We start from the raw sequence: 23,566 nt of genomic DNA, 5'->3' as shown, positions 1-23,566 counted from the left end.
CCGGTACCTGCCCGGGTTATTTTTTATACGATACCTCAACTAACCCGCTTTGACGTGGAATACCTGGCCTTTAAAATCAGCTGTGCTCCGGAATATACCGATATTTTGATTGCCGAAATGGCTGGCATTGGTTTTGACTCCTTTTTGGAAACGGAAACGGGTTTTGAAGCCTGCATTTTACCCGATACACTGGATGCAGCACTGTGGGAAGCGTTGCTCCTACGGTACCGCGTGGCTGCCGGACTAATCGTGCAGGAAAGTACCCTTCCCAAGACCAACTGGAACGAAGCCTGGGAGAAAAATTACGATCCAATTGAATTACAAGATAAGGTCTACGTCAGAGCCACTTTTCACCCAGGAAGGGCAGCCGATTTCGATCACGAGATCATCATCACTCCCAAAATGTCCTTCGGTACCGGACACCATGCGACTACCTATCTGATGTTAGAATGGCTCCTCGAACTGGACTTAGCTGGTAAAAATGTCGTCGATGCAGGCTCAGGAACAGGTATTTTAGCAATTATGGCAAAAAAGCGGGGCGCAGCGGAAATCGTCGCTTTTGATATCGACGAGTGGAGCGTAGAAAATGGCAACGAAAACTTTGACCTAAACGGGTTCTCCGAACTGCGCATGCAGACCGGCACCATCCAATCGGTAAACCCTACCGGAACCTACGACCTAATCCTGGCCAACATCAATAAAAACGTACTACTCGAAGAGATGCGTACCTACGCAGGGAAGCTATCGGTCGGGGGAAGCCTACTACTGAGTGGGTTTTATGCAGAGGACGGGGATGAAATACGTTCTGAAGCCGGCAAACACGGACTCCATCCAGCTGGTCAAAAGACCCGTAGCCAATGGGCGGCACTGCTGTTTACCAAAATCCGGTGAGGGGAATTTCAGCACATTACCGCACCCGGGTGTAATACACTTTTAGTTTGATCGCATCCTTGTTTACCCGGTATTCCCGAAGCGACCGTTTGAATGAATCGAAGTTTACCGGTCCCCGCTCTGTACTGGGCGTATTTGGGTACAAAAATAGATCCGTGCGTACCAGACCCGAGCGGTACAGGGCATTCACATAGGAAGTAACCTGGTTGGCGTAACTTCTGTTTTCCGTATTGAAAGCCAATCCGGTTTGGTTATTGGTGGTGGGGACCACGTTACCTTCCGCATCCAGGCCCGTGTGCCCCTGTCCTTCTGCTTGCACCGCTACTTCTGCTCCGTCAAACCTCCGGTAAATCGTATTGTTTTCGGTGGCAAAATACATGACAAACGTACTGAAAGGCCGCATGAATTCGGGATATTCTTCAACGGGACCTACTTCGAGCATGATCTGGTTAAAGGTGATGTTTTCCAGGGTGTCCAAAAACTCATGCAGGGGGTTCATGTCTAACTTCACCATCAATCCCAGGCCGGATTTTCCGCCTAGCAGGGGTCCCGGCACATCGTAGGCAACTCCCCTTTCCTGAATATCCGCAATGGGCGTATTTTGGCGGTCGCTGATGATTCCATTAAAATGCCTGGATTGGATGGTATTGATGGGGTAGGTCAACGACACCGTATCGCCCTCGTAATGATAATACAGGATGAATCCCGTCCCGCTTCCCACACCTACGGAAAGCGAGGCGTTTTGCTCCGGATCACCGGTAACCGCTATTCCTGGAAAGTACTCCCGAAATGCAAAAATATCGTCGAAAGCCGGATCATTCGTGGTGAGTTTTTCAAAAAACTCCGACGAAAGCTCGGGCGCGACATCCATCCGCAGCTGGTTTACCGTGTCTGGCTGAAGCAGGAACGAGCCGGAAGCAATCACTTCCTCCTCGTCAAAGGCGAGGTGGTTGAAATTGTAATAGGCGGTATCCAAAATGGGTTCGGTGAGCCGATGTACCCGGAAGGATTTTTCCTCATCAAAATCTTCTCCTATAACGTTGATCACATTCATTGTGAACACTGCCGAATCAAATATCGCATCTTCCTGGGGGGGGACACCGGTTGGGTTAAAGGAAAGTCGGCTGTACCCAATGGCTTGGGTCGAACCGAAGTAGTCGCTCTGATCACCTCCGACCAAAAGCCTTCCCTCGCTTGTAGTATTGAAGGAATCGGCAAGCACCATATACGAAGATAGGGGTATCTCTTCGTAGAATACCCCTATCTGGTTTGAACCTGGGTCCAAGACCAACCCGATCTCGGATGGGTCGGAACAAGCACTTGCGAAACTAAGAACGGCAAACAAAAATACAGGGACGTTAGCCAGCCAGGTCCGTGTAGATGTTGTAATAACTTTCAAAAAGCTGGTCTTCTTCTTCACTATTAATTTCAAACTGCTTGTCTTTTGATGATTCCTGTATCATGGCGGTAAGGCTTTCGGAAATATCCTCACCCTTAACTACAACGTCTGCATACTCCATGCCCAATTTCAGAAATCCTTCGTAATCTTTGGATTTCAATGGAGCGAGCAACTGATCGTCGATATCCACCATCTTAATTTTTTCAAATAAATCGTCCCCAAATTTATGACTAAATCCGTTATTATAAATGGCAAACACGGATTTTGTTTCTTTAAACAGGGGCTCGTTCTTATACGTGGTTTTCAGGTACAAGGGTATCAAGCTAGTCATCCAATCGTTGCAATGCACCACGTCCGGGGCCCATCCCAATTTCTTGACGGTTTCCAGCACACCTTTGCAGAAGAAAATCGCCCTTTCGTCATTGTCCTCGTAGAACTTGTCCTGCTTATCAAAGAAAACGCTTTTTCGTTGAAAATAGTCTTCGTTGTCAATGAAATAAACTTGAAGCTTTGCGTTTGGGATAGAAGCCACCTTGATTATAAGGGGCTTTTCTTCCTCCCCTACAGAAATGTTGATTCCGGAAAGCCGAACTACCTCATGCAATCTATTCTTTCTCTCGTTAATTAATCCAAACCTGGGTACTAAAATCCGGATTTCCATTCCTTTCTCCTGCATGGCCTGAGGCAGCGCCCGAACAAAATTGGCTACTTCTGAGGTCTGGAGAAAGGGATTGATTTCGCTTGCTACGTAAAGGATACGAAGTTTAGACATAACTTGTGTGTTTTGTTAAGGGATATAACGGGACTACAAATTTACAAAAAAATACAGGAATTCCCATTGTTTTTCTTCAGAATAATATACTTTTGCACCTATTTTCCTAAACCATCCCAACGAAGCACTTGGAAAAATTTGAGACCATACCTGCCGTAAGGCATTATTTGAAAGAGGAACGGAGACGGGGCAAATCCGTCGGGCTGGTCCCTACCATGGGCGCACTTCACCAGGGCCATGTGGAACTGATCCGCCAATCGAAAAACAGCACCGACACGACAGTTGTCTCCTTGTTTGTCAACCCCATTCAATTCAACAGTCCGGAAGACCTGGAAAATTACCCCCGTGATGTAGTCCAAGACCTGGAGTTGCTCGCCCGTGAAGCCGTGGATGTTGTTTTTATTCCGGATGAACGCGAAATGTACCCGGAAGCCGTCATTACCGAATTTGATTTCGGTCCCATGGAGCAGATTTTGGAAGGACAATTCCGACCCGGACACTTCAACGGCGTAGGTATCGTCGTATCCAAGCTGCTTCACATCATTCAGCCGGATGACGCGTTTTTTGGACAAAAGGACCTGCAACAGGTCACGGTAATACGGCGGCTGGTCCGGGACCTTTCCTTCGATACCAGGGTGGTTACCGTCCCGACGGTACGGGAAGCAAACGGGCTGGCCCTTTCCTCCCGCAACCGCCGCCTTTCGAAAGAGGGAGGAGATACCGCATCCCTGTTGCACCAAACCTTACTTTTTTGCCAGGATGAACTATTGAAGGGCGGCGATTGGTTATCCATAAAAAAACAGGCCATTAATCAGAAGCTACGACCTGCTTCCATCGAGCCAGAGTACCTGGAAATGGTGGAACTAAACCGTTTCTCACTTATTTCCAGGCCCATGTCAGGAGTACCCTACGCCTTATGTATTGCCGCGTTTATTGAAAAGATCCGATTAATTGACAACATTGTCATCGGCGAGGAGCAGAATTAACCATTGTCATGCACATCCAACTATTAAAGTCAAAAATCCACCGGGTTAAAATCACGCAGGCGGAGCTCCATTATGTGGGAAGCATTACCATCGACGAGGACCTGATGGATGCTGCCAATATCATTCCCAACGAGAAAGTACAGATTGTCAATATCAACAATGGAGAACGCCTCGAAACCTACGTGATCACGGGAGAACGGGGCAGCGGACAGGTCTGCCTGAATGGCCCTGCGGCCCGAAAAGCGCAGGTAGGAGACGTAATCATCATCATCTCCTATGCCAGCATGGATGTAGAAGAAGCCAAGGCATTCAAACCGATCGTTATTTTTCCTGATGAACAAAACCGGCTGATTTGAGCAAATCGTTGAAAAGGGGATTTCAGGTAGGACTATCCTTGCTAGTAGCCGTAGGTATTCTCTACTTTCTTTACAAGGATATCGAGAAAGACGCCATTGTTACGGCGCTCAAAGACACCAGGCTATTTTGGCTGACCGCTTCGGTATCGATCGGAATAGTCGGCTACCTCCTTCGGGCTTGGCGTTGGAAGCTCTTGATTGCGACCAAAGAAAACTTTTCGATTACCACCGCTCCCGTATTTTGGGCGCTCATGGTGGGCTACCTAATCAACTTACTGATTCCAAGGGCTGGAGAGCTGGCTCGATGCGGTGCTGTAAACCGTGTGTATCCCGTTCCTACTGCGAAACTGTTGGGAACCGTGGTACTCGAGCGAACCATTGACATGGCATTTATGCTTCTCCTGGTTGCATTGGCCCTGGTTTCTCAGGGGGCGATCTTTTCGGAAATATTCGAGATGCTGGTTTCCCTGCCTGCCCTGAATCAATTCGTTCAACGTTACTTTATTCTGGGCCTCGTGCTGGCAACCGGACTGGTCTTTCTGCTGTACGTTGCCTACAGAAACCTGAAAAATCGGCAGTGGATGGGGAAAATCCGGCAGATTTCCCGCCAATTTGTCAGTGGTCTCGAAACCGTGGTGCAAATGAAAAACCAATGGGCGTTCTGGGCAGTTTCTTTGCTGATATGGATTATTTATTTTTTTATGATGTATTGGATTGCGCGCGCCATGCCAGCTACTAGCTCATTATCAGCTGGTTCGGTATTGATGGTGCTCGTTATGGGAAGCATAGGCATGGTAGCACCCGTACAGGGAGGTATCGGCACCTTCCACGCCCTGGTTGCGTTTATCCTGTTGTTTTACGGGATCGCAGAAGAGCAGGGCAAGATTTTTGCGATGGTGGTGCATGCCTCGCAGATGCTAACCATCCTGGTTCTGGGAGGCATAGGATTGCTCTATTTTCTGATCATGAAAAAAAGCAACCTTCAGCAAAAGGAAAACGTTAATTAGCAAAAATAACAATCAACTATAGCAATGGGAATTATATTAATTGTAGTGGTTTTCGGAATTTTGGGGTATGTTGTCAGCAACAGACTCAAAAGTAAATTCAGGAAGTATTCGCAGACTTCTCTACGAGCCAATCTCTCCGGCAAAGAGATCGCAGAGTTAATGCTCGCCGATCATAATATCCACCATGTACGGGTAAATTGTGTAGAAGGTCAGTTATCCGACCATTACAACCCGATGGATAAAACGGTAAACCTGAGCCCGGATGTGTATTATGGCAGGAATGCAGCGGCGACAGCCGTGGCTGCACACGAATGCGGCCACGCCGTCCAACACGCGCAGTCTTACGCCTGGCTACAGTTGCGTTCGACGCTGGTTCCTATCCAAAATGTAAGTGGTAAAATACTAAATTTTGTCTTGATCGCTTCCCTTTTTGGAGGTATAGCCTTGCTTGGGCTTCCCTACGAGGCAGTAGGTGTCGTCATTGTGGGGGCATACAGTGTACTAACCTTGTTCAGTGTGGTCACACTTCCGGTAGAGTTTGACGCCAGCAGGCGGGCACTAGCCTGGGTACAGGAGCGAAACATCGTGACGCCCCAAGAGTATGGTATGTCAAAAGACGCATTGAAATGGGCAGCCATGACCTATGTGGTCGCTGCGCTTGCCTCTTTGGCCACATTGGCTTATTATTTCTTCATCTTCTTTGGAAACAGAGACTAATCAGATGATCACAAAATCCTTGAGCGCACAAAGGGGCATTAGTTGCCCCTTTTTTTATTCCCTCTTAAAAATTTCGCGTCGTTTTCCCGATGGGGCATTCTTGCTGCGGGGCTGGTTTTAACCTGCCAAGACCCCCAAATCGGGAGGACGTTACCAGGCAGAACAACGTCAGTTGGGTGCATGTGTCTGTGCTTTTTGTAGCCAAGACGGAAGGTCTTCTTTAGCATAGCGGCCCTTTCGTTTCCGCTTGCTTCCGTTTTCCAACCTTTCCTTTCCCTGGCTTAATCATGGACAGATCTCCTGGCTTTGGGGTTGGGGATAGGGCGAAGGGCCCCCATTTTACCCTTTTCTCCAGCTGCATTGGCCCGAAATAACCCGTAAAACCTGAGATTTGTGCCGACCTACCCCGGCAGGTCGGTTGGGTAGTACACCTTGCAATATCTCCTCCGCCTAACCGCCCAGTGGCGATTGGTAGGGCAGGAATCGGTGTTCGGACCAAAGCACCAAGCTAGCTGTAAACCTACCCATGGAAGAACGGATAAAATTCAAAAAATAGTTATATCCAGCAAACGTTTAAGCTAATTGTATAAGCTGTGGATATTTAAAAATATATATTAATTTTCATATCGGAATTTAGTTTATTCTAATTTTTTATCTATAATTGTCCTAACAAATCAGAAAAAAAATATACTTTTACAAAAATAAACCTAAAGGCACTGATCATGGAATATTACAATAAGGTGATTGAGTCGGTTGGGGTGAGGTACGTTAAAGGAAACAACTTCAAAATAGAGCGGCCCGTAACCATCACCGACTATACAGATTCTGAAAACACAGCGATCCTTCTACACAGGGGTTCGCTCAATTTTGGGGACGAGCAAGAATCTGTAAATGAGGGAGAAATACTTTTTATACCGGCCGGAAGATCTACCAGGGTTTCGTTTGGCACCGTGACCAAACGAAACGAAACTACAAACGAAACCTTTCTGGAAAATAAGAAAAAATACCTGCAGACCATTAGCTTCAAAGACATTAAAAACCTGGAGGACGATTGCATCACCTCCATTACTTTTGAAGCCAAAGTCTTTGATGTGGTAAATTTCTTTAACTCGCTCGGGATACCTGCATTCGTTATTCGCTTTAATGACCGAATAGCCTCAATTCTGGAGGATGTTGTGAAGGAATCCGAACAAAGCACGCCCGGTAAGGAACGTGTCATCAAACTGTACACCGAGCTTTTGGTCGTAGAATTGGTGCGACATATTTTGAAAAACAGGCTTTTCGTGGAAGAACTTTCCACCAACAGCACTTATTTTAAAGATCCGCGACTCATCGACATGTTCAATTACATCAAAAAGAACATCGGTGGTGATTTGTCGAACAAAGTCCTGGCGAAAGTTGCCAACGTATCCGAGGACTATGTGGGACAGTACTTCAAAATGCTTACCGGAATCAACCCCCAGGATTACATCGAATACCAACGCATGGAGGCAGCAGTCGAATTGCTTCGAACCACCAAGAAAAGCATCCGGGACATCGGGAAAGAAGTGGGCTACAAAGATACCGCCTATTTCTGCCGCAGATTTAAAATGATGTATGGGCTACCTGCTGGCAAAATGCGCCGAAGAGAGTCCTTAATTAACGTTCAATGAGGCATTGTAACACTGCAAAAATTGATATACCTCGGCTATCAGGCCGGGGTTTTTTTCTGCCCCGTTTCCGATAACTACCAAATCCGCGCCCGCATCCCAGGCCTGCTTCGCCCGGAAAACCGAATCAATACCCCCTCCAACAATAAGCGGACTCCCTACTGCTGTACGCACCGCCCGAATCATCTGCTCCGGAACCGGAAGTTGTGCTCCGCTACCGGCATCCAGGTAAAACAACGACATCCCGAGAAACTTTCCGGCCAGCGCAGTGGCTACTGCCAAATCCGGTTTATCCCGGGGAAGCGGAATCGTTTGGCTGATGTATTCCACGCTGGTGGATCGCTCTCCATTGACCAACATATACCCGGTGGACAGAATTTCCAAATCGGATTCGGCGAGGGTAGGAGCGGCCAATACTTGCTGCCCGATCAGCCACTCCGAATTTCTCCCAGAGATTAGCGATAAAAACAAGATAGCATCGGCTTCTCTGGAAACCTGCATGACGCTGCCGGGAAATAGGACTACGGGGATTCGGTTTTGGGAAATTCGTTTAAGTTCACGGATGGAGGTCAAAAAGTCTTCCGGATTGACCAAACTACCCCCAACAAAAAAATAATCGAGTGGAAAATCGACGCAACGATCGGCCAATTCTTGCCAGGCCTGCTGCCCTTTCGTCTTTTCCGGGTCGATCAGCAAGGCAAGACTTTTTCTACCTTCCCGGCTATTGCGATAAAGCAATTCTTTCAGCTTAGTCGTTCGATTCATCCGTCTCCGCTTTCGCCACATTTGCTACCAACTTTTCCACGAGTCGGGCTTTGCCATATTCGAAGGCCATCCACAGCAATCGGTTACGAATGGTACGAAAAAAGGAATAGCCCTTTTTCTTTTTCCCCTTCTTTTTTCCTTGCTTATCATTTTTAGCTTCCTTGTTGCTTTTGCCCGATAGCAGGCGCATGGAGCCTACCGCCAGAAGCCCGCCCAATAAGGCGATCCCCCCCACCTTCAAGTATACCTGGGAATCCTCTTTGAAAAGCTCCATCTGCTTTTGAAGGGTCTGTTCCAATTCTTCTGCCTGCCGTTTTAATTCCTGGTCCATCTTCAGTCTTTTTTATCCTTGAATAAAAAAACATACCTCGAAAGTGTATTTTTTAACATCCGCTGAAAAGAAGCGGTGTTTTTCAACAGGTATAAAAGAAAAAACAGCAGCAAATAGATTCCAGTTAACAGCAAAAAACCTACCGAACTACTTCCGTAAACTTCACTGAAATAAAAGGCCAGGGAGATACTTCCGAAGAGTAAAATAAAGGAGGCCGTCAATACCATTAGCACCAACACCCCTAATCTTGCAATCAAACTACTTATCTCATCCGCAATCTCAGATTTTAGAAGTTTGAACCGTACTTCGATTAATTTCTTTAAGGTAGAAATGATTTCCGTCATGTTGATTTTCGTGTAAAGGTTCGCATAAACAAATCAAGTTACTACTTTTTCCAACAAAAACCTTGCTCAAAGGAACTTAGCCCCGTCTTTTTGCAACCCTTCCAGGCAATCCCATACGAAACCCGCCCACAAGCAATAATGTCCTGTTTAATGCGGTACCTAACCGTTAGAACTCTTCCGGAAAACCGGTTGTTATCTGGTCTGGGTTTACAGTAAAACCAGCCGTACACTAAAAAAATCGATACCGTTTCAGCTATGATTATAGAAATATGGAGTGACATCGTCTGTCCCTTTTGTTATTTGGGCAAGCGTAAATTAGAAAAAGCACTGGAGGCGTTCCCCGCCGAAGACGCTGTTTCCATCACCTACAAAAGCTTTCAACTAATGCCAGATGTACCCACCCAACCGGGGCTTTCCATCAACGCATTTCTAGCCAGAGAAAAAGGAATCAGCCTGGAACAAGCCCAGGAGATGAACGCCTACGTCACGGAGCAGGCCAATGCAATGGGGTTAACCTACAACCTGGACCGTGCGGTTGTGGCCAATACTTTTCGGGCTCATCGGCTACTACACCATGCAAAAAGTCTGGGATTGCAGTCCGAGACAAAAGAGCGGCTCCTGAAAGCCTATTTTACCGAAGGGAAAAACATCGATGACACAGATACCCTACTGGCACTGGCTGAGGAAATTGGACTGACTCAAGTGCAACAGGTGCTGGAGAGCGATGATTATGCGCTGGATGTCCGTGCGGATGTTTTGGAAGCCCGCCAATTAGGAATAAAAGGGGTACCCTTCTTTGTGTTCAATAGAAAAAGTGCGATCAGCGGTGCCCAGAATGTGGCCTTGTTTTCAGAAACATTGGCCCAGGCGTTCGCCGATGAGACCGGGAAGTCCATTAAGTCCTGATTGCTTCTATTGGTAGTACAAAGAGTTGACGAAAGGGTTTCAAAGCGGGGCCGGAATCCTTTTTTCACCAACCCAAACCGGCGGTCTGCTCAAATTGGAAAACGCCTTTTGATTCCCGGTCTAAAAAAGAGAAACGGCTTTGTGTAAACTCTTCGGATTTCATTTAGTTTTACTTTCATGAATAATCAGGCGATCGTTATCGGGTCGGGCATTGCCGGACTGGCAGCCAGCATTCGACTGGCAAACAAAGGGTATCAGGTTCAGGTATTTGAGGCGAATGCGTACCCGGGTGGTAAACTCTCAGAAATCAATCTGGAGGGATATCGATTTGATGCAGGCCCTTCCTTATTTACTTTGCCGGAGCAGGTGGATGAATTGTTTGCGCTCTCGGGAAAAAACCCAAGGGAGTATTTCCAGTACCGGAAGCTACCTGTCAATTGCCAGTACTTTTGGGAAGACGGGACCCGGATAACCGCCTATGCCGATATTGATAAGTTTATGGAGGAGGTCCATGCCAAACTCGGCGAAAACCCTAAAAACATCCAACGAGCGTTGGACCGTTCCTCCTTTATTTACCGGTACCTTTCTCCACTTTTTATGCACCGTTCCCTGCATCAGGGCAGCACCTGGTTTAACAAAAACGCCCTGAAAGCTTACCTGCGGATGGGGAAATTTGGCTTGTTCCAAACCATGCATCGGTCCAATAGCGAGCAATTTAAACATCCCAAATTGGTTCAGTTATTTAATCGGTATGCCACCTATAACGGTTCAAACCCCTATCAAACTCCGGCTACCTTAACGATCATCCCTCATCTCGAATTTAACAGAGGGGCCTATTTCCCGGAAAACGGCATGCATGCCATCACCCTAAGCCTATATGCCCTGGCCCGGGATTTGGGAGTACAGTTCCATTTTAACCAAAAAGTGGAGCGAATCCTCGTTGAAAACAATCGAGCCAAAGGCATCCTGGTGCAAGGAGCGGTACAAGCAGCCGATTTAGTGGTCAATAATATGGACATGGTCAATGCCTATAAAAGCCTTTTAAACGACCAACGACAGCCAAAAAGACTGCTGCAACAACCCAAATCCAGTTCGGCCCTGATTTTTTACTGGGGGATACGAAAAGAATTTTCAGAGCTAGACCTTCACAATATTCTATTTAGCGATAATTATGCAAAAGAATTTGAGCATATTTTTTCGAAGAAAACCATTTATTCGGATCCCACGGTCTACATCAACATCACCTCCGTCTATAAAAAAGACGACGCACCGGATAATTGCATGAATTGGTTTACCATGATCAATGTCCCAAACAATCAGGGGCAGGATTGGGAAGCCCTTAAAACCGAGGCACGGGCAGCGATCATCGCGAAAATCAACCGAATCCTGGGAACCGATATCGCCCCATTGATAGCTGTGGAAGAAGTCCTGGAGCCGCTTACGATCGAATCAAAAACGTCTTCAGCAAACGGAGCACTTTACGGAAACAGTTCGAACAATCGGTACGCAGCGTTTTTGCGGCATGCAAACTTCTCTTCGATAGACGGCCTGTATTTTTGCGGAGGAAGTGTGCATCCCGGTGGGGGAATCCCCTTGTGTTTGCTTTCGGCAAAAATTACCGCAGAGATGATACCTGAACACTAAAAGTCTACCAATACCTTGTAGGATTCGTACAATCCATACACTTCCCGCACGTAGCGTACGGTCACGTGCCCTTTGGCGTAGCCACTTTTCACCCAGGGATCCCGGTATATTTCGGGCTGTGATTTTTTTTCCAGGTAGTAAGCCACGTTTTCCCAGCGCCGGGTGTCTTTCCCGTATTTGTAGGCCAGCCGCCAGGCATCCTGTACGTGTCCATGCCCCACGTTATAAGAAGCCAATATAAACTTAATTCGCTGCGTATTGTCAGGCACCCGCTCCATCCAAAAGCCATCCAGGTACCTCAGGTAATTGACCCCTCCCCGCAAACTTTCGTTTGGATTGTTGGGGTCCGTTACCCCAAACCGCTGTAGGGTCACCGGCATGAGTTGCAACAAACCCACAGCGCCGGCGTAAGAAACCGCATTATGGTTGAACCGGCTTTCTTTGTAAACCAATGCTGCCAATAAGCGCCAGTCCCAGCCCAATTGATCGGCCCCAGACTTGATAATTTCGTCATAGTTGGATATCCGACCTCCGGAAACAGATGAGAAAGCCGAAGAAGTCCGGTAATAGCTGTTTTTCTTGTTTTCAAAATATTTGTTAAACAAAATCGCCTGGTATCCGGTCTTTTTTATCCGGGAAAGCCATTCATTGATGCTTTGCAGCAAGTCGGGTGCATTTTTTCTAACCGCCCAGGAAACAGGATTGACCGGGCCCAGCGCGAGGCTGACGTCCAGGTTATCGTAATAGGTAGCGTTTACCAATGCGATATCGTCGTCTACCATGGTATAGTCAATTTCTTCCCGTACTACCTGCGTAATCAGGTCCTCCAGGCTGGTGTTCTCCTCCTGTAGGGCGATGTTCAGCTCCAGAGAATCGCTCAGGGACTGTAACCGCTTCTGATAGACCGTCCCTCGCTTGATAGATATCTTTTTTTGGCGTAACTGCGGAATGCTATCCAGGTGCGTCTGATCTTTCCGCTGCACCAGCACCGTTTTCATCTGCCCCACCGGATCGGTAAACGATGCGTATTTTTTTCGTTCCTCGTTTACTTCAAAATTGATGGCGACGATATCTGCACTTCCCTTGTTCAACAGCCGAAAAGCGTCTTCCAGGTCGTGCCTGACGATTAACCGCAGACCCACGCCAAGTTGATTGGCCAGATTGCGAAGCAATTCAAACTCATACCCCATGGTTCTTCCCCGGTAGATATAGTAACTGGTTGAGGAATTATCCACAATCGCCCGTAGATAGCCTCTCTTTTTTATGGCATCATAGTCAATTTCTGCAGGATTTTCCCAAAATTCAGGTTCAGGTTCCGAGGCCTCGGGTGGGGCGCACGTCTGCATTCCAAACAGCACGCTGACGACGAAAACAAAAACAAACCTGGTATCTACCATACAAAAGGTGGTCCCGAGAGGACTTTGGTACAGTCAATAATAGTTTTTTATGCCCAATAAACCAAAAAAAGCCCGACAGGATCACCTGTCGGACGTTGGTTAAAACGATCCTACGTGGTGGGAACTCAGTCTGCCGTTTCCGGAAAATAAATTTTCCCGGACAGGCGCATCAGTTCGATTTCATTTTCCTTAATCGTGTACAAGGATTCGATCAAGCGACTCTCCGCCTGAAGGCGGTTTACCTGTGCGTCTCTAAATTCCAGGTAATTGGCGATCCCCAGGCGAAACCGGTCCAAGGCAATATCCGAATTTTCAACCGCCACTTCGTAATTATTTTTTTCGATCTCCAGCAACCGTTTGCTGTTTTCGTAGGTGTTGAAGGTTCGCTGCAAATCTGCCTGCAGCTGGTTTTCGAATTGCTCGATCAGGTGCCGCTGATTATTGATTTGGATTTTTGCTCCCTGAATTCGCCGGTTTAGGGAAAGGCCACTGAATAGGTTCAAACTAATGGTTGCTCCCAGATTAATCCCCTGCTGCTCGTTGCTCAACAAAAAACCCGCATCGGAATTGAGGGTATTGTCGTTGTAGGATCCATTTAATGTGATGGTGGGCAAGCGTTGGGCACGCAGCTCCTTTAGCTGAAGGTAGGCAACGTTTTCCATTCGCTGGGTCACCAAAAACATTTTGTTATTACTAAAGGCATTGTCCCGCAAGTCTTCCAGAAACAAGTTTTCCTTAACTGTGATGGTGTCGTTTACCGCAAAATCATTTTCGGGCCCCAGTGCCAGTAATTCATTCAACGTAACCCGTGAATTTTGGATGACCTGTTCCTGACTCACCAGGGCTGTCAAATCAGCGTTATAATCCACCTGCGCGGCCAGAAAATCCCGCTTAGACGCTCTTCCAAATTCGTACTGCGCTTTGGCGATTTCCATGCGCTCGTTTGACAATTCCAGCGTGGTATTCAAGACCTCGTACCGTTGCTGCTCCAGCACCAGACGGTAGTAGGCCGTGGCAATGGCTGCGACGGTATTTTCAATCACGACCTTGGCCTCCAGTTCGCTCACTTCGGCCAGTTTGCCCAATCGCTGCAGGGCAACCACCGCATCGGCACGAAACCCATAGATGCCCACCAAACTGTAATTGTTGGTTCGGGTTTGTGCGCCGGGAATAATCCGTGGATTTTCGGGGTCGCTTACAAATGCCTGTTCCGTATCCTCTCTCCGGTAGCCCCGGGTGTTGTTTAGATCCAGGGTGGGCATCAACAGACTCGTCCCAATTTTTCGTTCGTTTTCAGTCAGCAGCACCTGATTGGTAGCTATTTTGACATCAAAATTATTTTCCAGGCCTATTTCTACCGCCTGTTCGAAAGTCAACGTTTCACTTTGCTGAGCAAACAGGTTGCAAGAAATTACTCCCAGTAAACCAATCAATAAAAATTTCTTCATATCAGACTCTTGCTAACCTTCCTTTTTTAGATGTTAAATAGGTGTATACCCCAGGAATAATAAATAAGGTAAGAATGGTGGCCAGGGCCATCCCTCCTACGACAGCTACGCCCATGGGCACCCTTCCTTCGGAACCTGCGCCCAAAGCTAGCGCTATGGGTAGGATACCCAGTATGGTGGAAAGGCTGGTCATGAGAATCGGTCTGAAACGCGCGGCCGCTGCGCCCTCGATCGCCTCGGGAATACTCATTCCCTGCGCTTTTCGCTGATTGGCAAATTCCACGATTAAGATACCATTTTTGGTCACCAAACCGATCAGCATGATGATACCGATCTGACTGAATACATTCAGGGTAAAATCAAATAGCCACAACGACAACAAGGCACCGAAAATGGCCAATGGTACCGTAAACATGATCGTCAGCGGATCCAGGAAGCTCTCAAACTGTGCCGAAAGCACCAGGTAAATCAGTACCAGGGCAAAGACAAAAGCAAAAACCAAACTATTCGAACTATCCCGGTATTCCTTGGAAAGTCCGGCTACGTCCGTGGTATAGCTATCGTCCAGCACCTCTGCCGCGATCCGATCCATTTCCTCGAGACCGGTACCTACCGTTTCTCCCGGCGCAAGGCCGGCCTGAACGGTTGCGCTTACGAATCGATTGAACCGATAGAGTTGCGGGGGCGTGCTTCGCTCGGTTATGCTCACCAGGTTATCCATTTGTACCAATTGCCCGTCTTCGCCCCGAACGTAAAGCATGCGGAGGTTAATGGGTTCGTTGCGATCCTCCAGTTGCATTTCGCCCACGACCTGATACTGCTTCCCGTTCATGATGAAATAATCAAACCGTTGCCCGGAATAACTCAGTTGCAGGGTTCGGGCGATTTCCTGAACCGACACCCCAATGTTTCGTGCCTTTTCCCGATCAATTTCTACCTCAATTTCCGGCTTGGTGAATTTGAGGTTTACATCGGGGAAGGTAAACACCTCGCTTTGGCCCACGCGCTCCATGAAAACCGGAATAATTTCTTTCAATTTTTCCAGGGTTTGTGCCTGGATAACGTATTGAATGGGCAAGCCGGCCCTGCGGTCACCGATGGATGGCTCTTGCGCACCAAAAGCACGTACAGAGGTTTCCCGTTTCAGATAGGCCGCTACCTCGTCAAAAATTGCCTGCTGCGAGCGTTCCCGCTGTTCGGCGTCTTTAAGAATTACCCGTATAAATCCCGAATTGGTACTTGCTGTTCCGAAACCGGGAGAAGTAACGGATATCAGTCCTTCGCGTTCCTCCTTAGGAATCAGGCTTTCCAATTCCGCGGTCATTTTGTCAATCACCCGGTCCATGTAGCCAAAGGTAGCTCCTTCCGGACCGGCCATGTTGATTCGTATTTGCCCCCGGTCTTCGATTGGTGCCAGCTCTGATGGAATAGACATAAAAAGGAAATAAGTTCCCAATCCCATAGCTCCAATCAATACGAAAGACATCCAGCGGACTTTCATAAACCCGGTCAATGCATTAACATACAATTCGTTGAGCCATAGGAAAAAAGGCTCTGTTTTTCGATGCAACCAATTTTGCCGCTCGCGTTTCTTTAGCAGTTTTGAGCTCAACATGGGCGTCATCGTTAGCGCCACAAAGGAGGAAATAATTACCGCACCGGCCACCACGACGCCAAATTCGCGAAAAAGTCGTCCGGTAGTACCGGTAAGGAAAATAACCGGCAGAAACACTGCCGCCAACGAAACGGTGGTAGCAATTACGGCAAAGAAAATCTCTTCGGCTCCCTTTTCGGCCGCCTTATCGGGATTTTCCCCTCCCTCGATTTTTGTATATATATTCTCCAATACCACAATGGCGTCGTCAACTACCAATCCAATGGACAGCACGATTCCGAGTAAGGTCAACACATTGATGGAAAACCCAGCCAGGTACATGATAAAGAATACACCAACCAAGCTGATAGGAATGGTCAACACGGGGATAAACGTGGTCCTCCAGTCGCGCAAAAACAGGAAAATGATCAGCACTACCAACAGGAACGCAACGAAGATCGTTTGCTGTACCTCACTGATAGAGTTCCGAATGTACTTGGTGGTATCGAATCCGATATCCAGCTGAATATCGTCCGGAAGGTCCTTTTTGATAAACTCTAACCTCCTGTAAAACTCGTCGATGATTTCGATGCTGTTGGACCCCGGCAGGGGAACTAGGGCAACACCTACCATGGGTATGCCATCCCGCTTCAGTACCGTGCGTTCGTTTAATGGGGCCAATTCGGCGCGGCCCACATCTTGAAAACGGACCACATTGTTTGCTTCCTCTTTAATGATCAGTCGGTTGAATTCTTCCGGAGTACTCATTCGGCTCCTTGTCCGAACGGAAAGTTCGATGGACTCGCCTTCGATCCTACCGGTAGGAAGTTCTACGTTTTCGCTCTGCACCTTGGTGAGCACATCCAATGGCGTTACCCCGTACGAAGCCATTCGCAGGGGATCCATCCGGAGCCGCATGGCATATTCCTTTTCTCCCCAAATACGTATTTCGCTCACCCCGTCAATGGTTTGCAAACGCTCTTTAAAAATGTTATTGGCAATATCAGAGAGCTCAAGTAAGCTTCGATTTTCGCTTTGCACGTTCAAAAAAACGATGGGCTGGGTATCGGCGTCTTGCTTGGAAACAATGGGAGGTTCGGTATCAGGTGGCAGGTTCCGCTGCGCCCGGGAAACCTTGTCACGAACGTCATTCGCCGCTGCTTCCATGTCTGCTCCCACATCAAATTCAACCGTGATACTACTATTGCCATCATTACTGATGGAGGTCAATGACTTGATCCCGGAAATACCGTTGATGGCCTCCTCCAGCGGTTCGGTTATCTGCGCCTCGATAACGTCCGCGTTGGCGCCCACGTAGGCGGTACGAACGTTAACAACCGGGGGGTCGACGCTGGGGAATTCGCGAATACCAAGAAAAGAAATCCCTATAATACCAAAAATCATGATGGTAAGGGACATCACTATGGACAGTACCGGTCTTCGGATACTGATGGTGGATAAACTGGACATGCGTTATCAGTTGGTTAAAGTAATCGTTATGGGCATTCCATCCCTGGCTTGCAAAATTCCGGTGGTTAAAACCTGCTCGCCTGGCTTTAACCCGTCGACAATCTGTACCCGCGTATCGGTGCGTTTTCCAATGATCACTTTTCTGGATTCCGCAACTCCATCCCGGGCAACAAACACCTTATATCCCTCTAATTCAGGAACCACTGATTCGGAAGGAACCAGTAACGCATCATCTACCTCATTCAAAACCAGGCGCACCCGCACAAACATCCCCGGCAGGAACTTTTTATCCTTATTTGGACTTTTTGCCCGTATTTTTAATGTTCGCGTGGCGGCGTCTACATTCGGCTCGATGGCATATACTTCCCCTGTGGCCTCATCATTGGAGACGTTTGACCGAAAATAAATCTGCGACCCCACCTTGATTTCACTCGAGTACCGCTCGGGTATGGAAAATTCAATTTTAATGGGGTCCACGTTCACGATGGTCGCGATCACATCGGCGCTGCCGATAACACTCCCCTCGGAAACTTGCCGAAAACCCAGTTCCCCGTCAAACGGAGCGCGAATCACCATTTTATTAAGTTGTGCTTCGATCAACCGAAGGTCTGCCAAATTGGTATTGTATTGGTTGAGAACGATATCGTACTCTTCCTGACTAATTGCCTCTCTGGTAAGCAATTGTTTTTGCCTGTTTTCCTGACTCTCATAGAGTTTTTTAGTAAAATCGAGCCGATCAAATTGCGCCCGGAGCTCGTCGTCATTGAGGTACAGCAATGGGGAACCTTTTTTCACAAACTGCCCTTCCTCAAAGGAAACCTTTTCGACCAGCCCAGCCACTTCGGGCCGTAGACTAACCATTTCATTGGGTATAAGCGAACCGGTAAGATTGAGACTGTTTTCAAGCTTTTCTTCCTTCAACGTGATCACCTCCACTGGAATGGCGTTTCGGGCCGCCGGTTGTTGCGAGGCTTGTGGAGCAGGTGTATTCTGTTTTCCGCTAAAATCAAGCCTTGGATAAAAAAATGCGATGCTTATTACCAATAGGATGACAAGCGTCAAAACGATTTTGGTCTGATTTTTCATTAGGGGCGCTGGTATTAAATTAGTTTTAGTGGCTAAATGTTTGTTATGCAAGAAACAACTATTCTCGCTTTTGTTTTACGTTTCGGAAATTAAAATTTCTTCTACTACTATGCTTTTTAAAAAGAGCAACACAATTCTTCTGAAAACATTCCAAGGAAGAACGAAACTAACTGATATTTTTATAATAAGGAAGTAAATAAACACGAGAGGCAAAACGAGAATGCCAATGGCAGGTAAACATCCGCGTTAACGGGAATGGTACCGGGTTTCTCCCATAAAATCAGAAAATCAGGCCACCCTGGTTAAACCAAGGTGGCCTGATCAACAGCAATCCTACAGTGGAAAACAGGAACTTCTGTTTTACTCAGCTTCCAGAACCGGCAGCATCACCTTATCGATAATGTGAACAAATCCTGTTTGGAAGATATCGTCGTTCACGGTAACCAGGGTAGAAGTTGCATGACCTTCCCCATAGGCAAGCATCACATTCGCTCCATCAATGGAAACCCTTGGCCTGACCTCCCCTGCAAATTGAGGCGTCAACAGCTGATTATTGGAAACATTGGCAGAGTAGACCAGGTCGTTTACGATATGGTACCGGACAATCTCTTCCAGCGCATCTTCACCAACCATTTCCACCAATTCATCCAAAGAACCTGCGCCAAGTTCCGCCAATAAATTTGTAAAGGCCTGGTTATCGGGGATAAATAGTGTCCGGAAATTAGCAGATAGCTGGGAATTCAGCCCTAAAAGGGATACGACTTCCTTGAAAATGCTTAGTTCCGGATTTCCATCCAAATAGGCAGCCATGGTACTTGATCTGGGAAGCAACACCTCATCAATGATGTGTACCGTCCCATTCCCCGTTTCTGAACGCAGAATAGTGACCGTTTGGTTATTAAACCTCACCTGGCCCCCAGATCGGTTGACGAAGATATTTTGGTCTGCATTGGTTTGAATAAAATTAAAATTCGACCGGGATAAATCGGATTGCCTGATGTTCGGCTCTGCAATATGATAGGCCAGCACGTTCTCCAGGCCTACAATATCTTCTGCCGATTCAAAGCCGTTTTCGGACATAAATGCTTCAATGGCAGCATTCGTAGGAGCGAAGACTGCCCGCTGCTCCTGCGTCTGTCGACTCACCAATAATGGCAGCAAGCCTTCACTCTCCAGGAGTTCATTGAAAATACTCAACTCTGATTGTGCCGCAACCACATTGCTCAAGAGGGCATCTTCTGTTCTTCCGGCTACCGGCTCTTCGTAATTGGCATCGATGCAGCCGGCCATCAATAGGCCCGCTGCCAGAAGAAATAGGATATTTTTAAACGTATGATTCTTCATTGGAATGTCTTCTTTGGATCACAGATCATTTGAAAATATACCTTAAGCCAACCTGCGCATTCCAGGTCTGGTTAAGGTTAAATAGGGACTGAGAAATTTGGGTAGGGTAGACGCCGGACTGACCTTGGATACTGTTTAAGGTAAATTGGGCGTTGCCACTATCATCTACTCCGTTAAAATTCAACAGGTTACTTTGTATCACCTGCCTTCCCACTCCCCAAGAATCCTTCAATAAGTTTCCTACATTTAAGATATCCAGGGAAATCTGAAGCTTATGCGCATTTGTATCCTTGGTCAGGTGAAGGTCCTGTATCAACCTGAAATCGAAACGGTGTAACCAGGGCAATGTAGCACCGTTTCTTTCGGTGACCCGGCCCCTGTTGGCGCGCAAATAGGGATCGCTCTCTATGTACTGGTCCAAAATTGCCCATTGCTCTGCAGCTGTTTGGGTGATTACGCCTCCCGATACTCGGTCCATTAGTTGCGCATCTTCAAGGCTTTCGGGAACGTACATCAGACGAATGCCGCCGCCATCACCAAAATTCCCGGAATAGGTATAGCTGTATCTTCCTTGCTCACCACCCTCATAAAACAGTGATATTTGGGTGTTATTGTATTCATTCAACCCCTTGGTGTTGAAAGAAACCAGACCCACTACCCTATTCGGTTGATCAAAGCGATTGAATCCTTCTTCCGGATTATTTCTATCCGTTTGTACCGCCGTAGGCCAGAGGGAAGCTGCCTGCGAACCACCGATTAGGCCAAAATCTCTTTTTTGGCTTCTGGTATAGGCCAGGCTGGTAAAGATCCCCGATCCCCAATCTTTTTGCAAAGACAAGGTCAGGGCACTGTAGGTACCCACATCGATATTGGTTAGCAAAAACAGCTCATTGATCCGAGTGCCCTCGATCCCCTGGCTATACGTTGGATAGGCATTCCCTCCGATATTGACCGATTCACCCGTGGGGGTACTGGCAAGGTTTGCCGAAAAGGGCATGTTGTAATCGTTGGAGTGCATGGCTTCCAACGTAAAAATAAATCCGTCTCCAAATTGATAATCCGCCGCCAAATTTGACCTCCAGGTTTGGGGCAGTTTGAAGTTTTCGTCCGTCACGTTCACGGAGCTGGAGATGTTGGGCTCCTGCTCTGCCGGATTTGGTCGGTAGAAGTTGATATCGGACTGAAAGCCCTGCCATTCGCCTTCCTCCCACTGATCTGCTGTTTTTCCTACAAAACCCCTGGTAATACCATTGGCATTGATCTGGTTGGAAAGGTGCACGAAAATAGGTCTCGCTGTAAACAGTCCCGAACCCCCTCTTACCTGCAGCGAGCCATCACCCATCGCATCCCAATTGAATCCAAACCTGGGAGAGAAAACAGGATTTACCGGAGGAAACTGACTCACGTCAGGGCTGATCATCTGACCCGGCTCCCTGGGGTTTTCTACCGAAATATTCAGTGCGTCCAATCGTGGATTTCTTGGGGCATCGATGGGATAAAAAGGCATGTCTATCCGCAAGCCCCCGGTAAGTTTCAAATCTCTGGTAACCTGGTATTCATCCTGGATGTACAGGCCTACCTGTCCAAAGCTTACCTGATCGGTAGGCAACGTAAAGGGGTTGTCGGCATCGTACGTAAAACCGATGGCAAAACCATCCGGACGTACGTTCGGATTCTGATTAATCACGCTCTCCACAAAACTGTCATACGAATTATACCTGTACCAGGAATCCCAGGTGGGGTTAAAGGCATTATCGAACGTCATGTACTCAAAGTTAACCCCCGCTGTAAACGTATGGTTACCCATAAAGTAGTTGAAATTATTGGTCAAATTGAACGTCTTGTTGTCCAGAAGATTTCCCCGCGTAAACAGTTCCGTACCCATCGAAAGATAGTAAAGAGGCGTATTCCCATCGAATTCCAACACTTCAATCATCGGAAATTCCTGACCTCCGGGTACCCCTCTCTGGGTAATGGCGCTGGTGTAGCCGATATTCAGCGAATTGGCCATGTTGTCTCCCAGCGTCGAATTCAACTCAGCCACGATGGATGAAACATTATTCTCAGACGTGTAATGCGTATTTCTGAACGTCAACGCTTCAATTCCACCTCGGTTGGTATTTCTATACCGTAAACTTCCGGGTAGGCCCCTGATACTGTTTCCGTTTACGGTCACGTCCCTCAATTGCTGAAAACGGTTATAACGTACCGTTAACTTGTTTCTATCATTGACATTATAGTCCAGACGAAAATTTAATCGGGTCGCATCGTCAGCAAACGGTATGTTCTCGTAAGCGCCGGTCTGATAGCCATACAAATCGTTCAGTTGCTGGCTGACAAATTCTGCTCGCTCGGCGGGAACTCTCGATACAATTTGGTTATCGGGAAGCAACCCTTGTTCCGGTCGTGCAGCCAATCTGTTGTCGCCCGGAAGGTCATTGATTTCCGTTTCAGCACTTACGAAGAAAAATAATTTATCCTTAATGATAGGCCCACCAAACGCAATCCCGTGAATATTGGTTTGCGAGGCGGAAAAAGGTACATCTCGGCCGCCATTTACGGTGACACCCTGCAGGCGATCATTCCTAAAAAGGGTATACGCTGTACCTCTCCATTCATTGGAGCCGGCTTTTGTAATCGCATTCACGTTCGCTCCCGTAAACCCGCTTTGGGTAACATCATACGGAGCGATGTTGACCTGAACCTCTTCAATCGCATCCAGTGATATAGGATTGCCTCCAGCAAACTGGCTGGAACCCAACCCGAAGTTATTGTTGTACAAATTCCCGTCAATGGTATAGTTGTTATACCGTTGATCTGCTCCTCCAAAACTGGTCCCGTTACTTTGAGGAGTCAGCCTGGTAAAATCATTGATCCCCCTGCTGATCGTAGGCATGGAATTAATCCGCTCGTTATTCAGGGAAGTGGAAGCCCCTGTTCTGTCAGCGTTCATGATTCCATCTCGTCGCCCAATGATTTCGACGGCTTCAAGCTCTACTCCATCGGTAAAAGTGGCATCAATGGTGTATTTCTGTCCTAAAGAAAGGATAATGCCATCGTATACCTTTTCATCGTAACCTACGAAAGAAAAGGTGACCGTGTACGGACCTCCCACCCGCATGTTTGGAAGGTTAAATCTGCCGTCGATGTTGGTGACAGAACCATACCGCGTTCCAGAAGGTTCGTGGATCGCGACCACATTCGCTCCTGGCAAAGTTTCTCCGGTGTCATCCGACACCGTTCCCTGCATGCTGGCAGTGGTAACTCCCTGTGAATACGCTAAGTCCGAGCACACGGCAAGGATTAGCATCACAAAAAGACTTTTTTGTAGTAGTTGCCTCATTTTACTAGTAGTTAGGTTTAATTTGAAAACTTTCGGTTAGAAATTAGGCTAATTGGGCACGTACAAAGATAACCTTATAATAAGACTATCGTTTTTGCAAATTGTTATGTTTTCAAT

At 47.4% G+C, this 23,566-nt stretch carries 19 protein-coding genes; 8 read left to right on the top strand and 11 right to left on the bottom strand.

Annotation, left to right across the window (positions count from 1 at the left end; translation table 11 throughout):
• Positions 1-54: 54 nt before the first annotated feature.
• Positions 55-891: a 50S ribosomal protein L11 methyltransferase gene (gene prmA / locus BMW71_RS07520; protein ID WP_092171615.1), complete on the top strand. Its 837-nt coding sequence runs from the start codon at positions 55-57 to the stop codon at positions 889-891.
• 16 nt (positions 892-907) lie between these two features.
• Here the strand turns inward: prmA and BMW71_RS07515 are convergent, their stop codons facing one another.
• Both BMW71_RS07515 and BMW71_RS07510 read right to left on the bottom strand, forming a co-directional pair.
• Complete coding sequence (locus BMW71_RS07515; RefSeq protein ID WP_244891111.1) at positions 908-2,176, bottom strand: DUF4270 family protein; 1,269 nt, start codon at positions 2,174-2,176, stop codon at positions 908-910.
• Positions 2,177-2,249: 73 nt separating this feature from the next.
• Positions 2,250-3,062, bottom strand: coding sequence for a glycogen/starch synthase (locus BMW71_RS07510; RefSeq protein WP_092171612.1), 813 nt, complete (start codon positions 3,060-3,062; stop codon positions 2,250-2,252).
• Positions 3,063-3,190: 128 nt separating this feature from the next.
• Here BMW71_RS07510 and panC point away from each other — a divergent pair, with 128 nt between their 5' ends.
• The 5 genes from panC to BMW71_RS07485 all read left to right on the top strand — a co-directional run bounded on the left by panC (position 3,191) and on the right by BMW71_RS07485 (position 7,780).
• Positions 3,191-4,048: a pantoate--beta-alanine ligase gene (panC, locus tag BMW71_RS07505; protein WP_092171609.1), complete on the top strand. Its 858-nt coding sequence runs from the start codon at positions 3,191-3,193 to the stop codon at positions 4,046-4,048.
• Between the two features lie 8 nt (positions 4,049-4,056).
• Positions 4,057-4,404, top strand: a complete 348-nt coding sequence (panD, locus tag BMW71_RS07500; RefSeq protein ID WP_092171607.1) for an aspartate 1-decarboxylase — start codon at positions 4,057-4,059, stop codon at positions 4,402-4,404.
• Positions 4,401-5,411, top strand: a complete 1,011-nt coding sequence (locus BMW71_RS07495; protein ID WP_092171605.1) for a lysylphosphatidylglycerol synthase transmembrane domain-containing protein — start codon at positions 4,401-4,403, stop codon at positions 5,409-5,411. The genes panD and BMW71_RS07495 overlap by 4 nt, the downstream gene beginning before the upstream one ends.
• Positions 5,412-5,435: 24 nt before the next feature.
• Positions 5,436-6,128, top strand: a complete 693-nt coding sequence (locus BMW71_RS07490; protein ID WP_092171603.1) for a zinc metallopeptidase — start codon at positions 5,436-5,438, stop codon at positions 6,126-6,128.
• Between the two features lie 722 nt (positions 6,129-6,850).
• Positions 6,851-7,780, top strand: coding sequence for a helix-turn-helix domain-containing protein (locus BMW71_RS07485; RefSeq protein ID WP_092171600.1), 930 nt, complete (start codon positions 6,851-6,853; stop codon positions 7,778-7,780).
• Here BMW71_RS07485 and BMW71_RS07480 read toward each other — a convergent pair.
• The 3 genes from BMW71_RS07480 to BMW71_RS07470 are packed head-to-tail and all read right to left on the bottom strand — an operon-like array spanning position 7,763 to position 9,217.
• Entirely contained in the window at positions 7,763-8,542 is a 780-nt protein-coding gene (locus BMW71_RS07480) for a phosphoglycerol geranylgeranyltransferase (protein WP_092171598.1), read from the bottom strand. The two genes, BMW71_RS07485 and BMW71_RS07480, sit on opposite strands and share 18 nt — an antisense overlap.
• A complete protein-coding gene (locus BMW71_RS07475; protein WP_092171595.1) occupies positions 8,526-8,873 on the bottom strand; it encodes a hypothetical protein in 348 nt (115 codons plus the stop codon). Before BMW71_RS07475 ends, BMW71_RS07480 begins: the two co-directional genes overlap by 17 nt.
• A gap of 2 nt (positions 8,874-8,875) precedes the next feature.
• The gene (locus BMW71_RS07470) at positions 8,876-9,217 is read right to left on the bottom strand and encodes a phage holin family protein (RefSeq protein ID WP_092171592.1); all 342 of its coding nucleotides are present in this window, start codon (positions 9,215-9,217) and stop codon (positions 8,876-8,878) included.
• Positions 9,218-9,472: 255 nt separating this feature from the next.
• Between BMW71_RS07470 and BMW71_RS07465 the strand changes: the two genes are divergently transcribed.
• On the top strand, positions 9,473-10,123 hold the full coding sequence (locus tag BMW71_RS07465; RefSeq protein WP_092171590.1) for a DsbA family oxidoreductase: 651 nt from the start codon (positions 9,473-9,475) through the stop codon (positions 10,121-10,123).
• A gap of 177 nt (positions 10,124-10,300) precedes the next feature.
• Positions 10,301-11,767 (top strand): 1-hydroxycarotenoid 3,4-desaturase CrtD, encoded by a 1,467-nt coding sequence (gene crtD / locus BMW71_RS07460; protein ID WP_092171587.1) that lies wholly within the window; start codon positions 10,301-10,303, stop codon positions 11,765-11,767.
• On the opposite strand, the gene BMW71_RS07455 is transcribed toward crtD, so the two are convergent.
• The 6 genes from BMW71_RS07455 to BMW71_RS07430 all read right to left on the bottom strand — a co-directional run bounded on the left by BMW71_RS07455 (position 11,764) and on the right by BMW71_RS07430 (position 23,449).
• Positions 11,764-13,164: an MltF family protein gene (locus BMW71_RS07455; RefSeq protein WP_092171584.1), complete on the bottom strand. Its 1,401-nt coding sequence runs from the start codon at positions 13,162-13,164 to the stop codon at positions 11,764-11,766. The two genes, crtD and BMW71_RS07455, sit on opposite strands and share 4 nt — an antisense overlap.
• 125 nt (positions 13,165-13,289) lie before the next feature.
• Complete coding sequence (locus tag BMW71_RS07450) at positions 13,290-14,612, bottom strand: TolC family protein (protein WP_092171582.1); 1,323 nt, start codon at positions 14,610-14,612, stop codon at positions 13,290-13,292.
• Position 14,613: 1 nt separating this feature from the next.
• Positions 14,614-17,676: an efflux RND transporter permease subunit gene (locus BMW71_RS07445; RefSeq protein WP_092171579.1), complete on the bottom strand. Its 3,063-nt coding sequence runs from the start codon at positions 17,674-17,676 to the stop codon at positions 14,614-14,616.
• A gap of 6 nt (positions 17,677-17,682) precedes the next feature.
• Entirely contained in the window at positions 17,683-18,762 is a 1,080-nt protein-coding gene (locus BMW71_RS07440) for an efflux RND transporter periplasmic adaptor subunit (RefSeq protein WP_092171576.1), read from the bottom strand.
• 360 nt (positions 18,763-19,122) lie between these two features.
• Positions 19,123-20,106 (bottom strand): fasciclin domain-containing protein, encoded by a 984-nt coding sequence (locus BMW71_RS07435; protein ID WP_092171574.1) that lies wholly within the window; start codon positions 20,104-20,106, stop codon positions 19,123-19,125.
• Positions 20,107-20,131: 25 nt separating this feature from the next.
• Positions 20,132-23,449 (bottom strand): TonB-dependent receptor, encoded by a 3,318-nt coding sequence (locus BMW71_RS07430; RefSeq protein WP_092171571.1) that lies wholly within the window; start codon positions 23,447-23,449, stop codon positions 20,132-20,134.
• Positions 23,450-23,566: the final 117 nt, after the last annotated feature.

Source organism: Cyclobacterium xiamenense, from assembly GCF_900109255.1.
GTDB classification, from domain to species: Bacteria; Bacteroidota; Bacteroidia; order Cytophagales; family Cyclobacteriaceae; genus Cyclobacterium; species Cyclobacterium xiamenense.
Note: the sequence above shows the minus strand (reverse complement) of the source record. Positions and strands in the feature narration are given on the sequence as shown.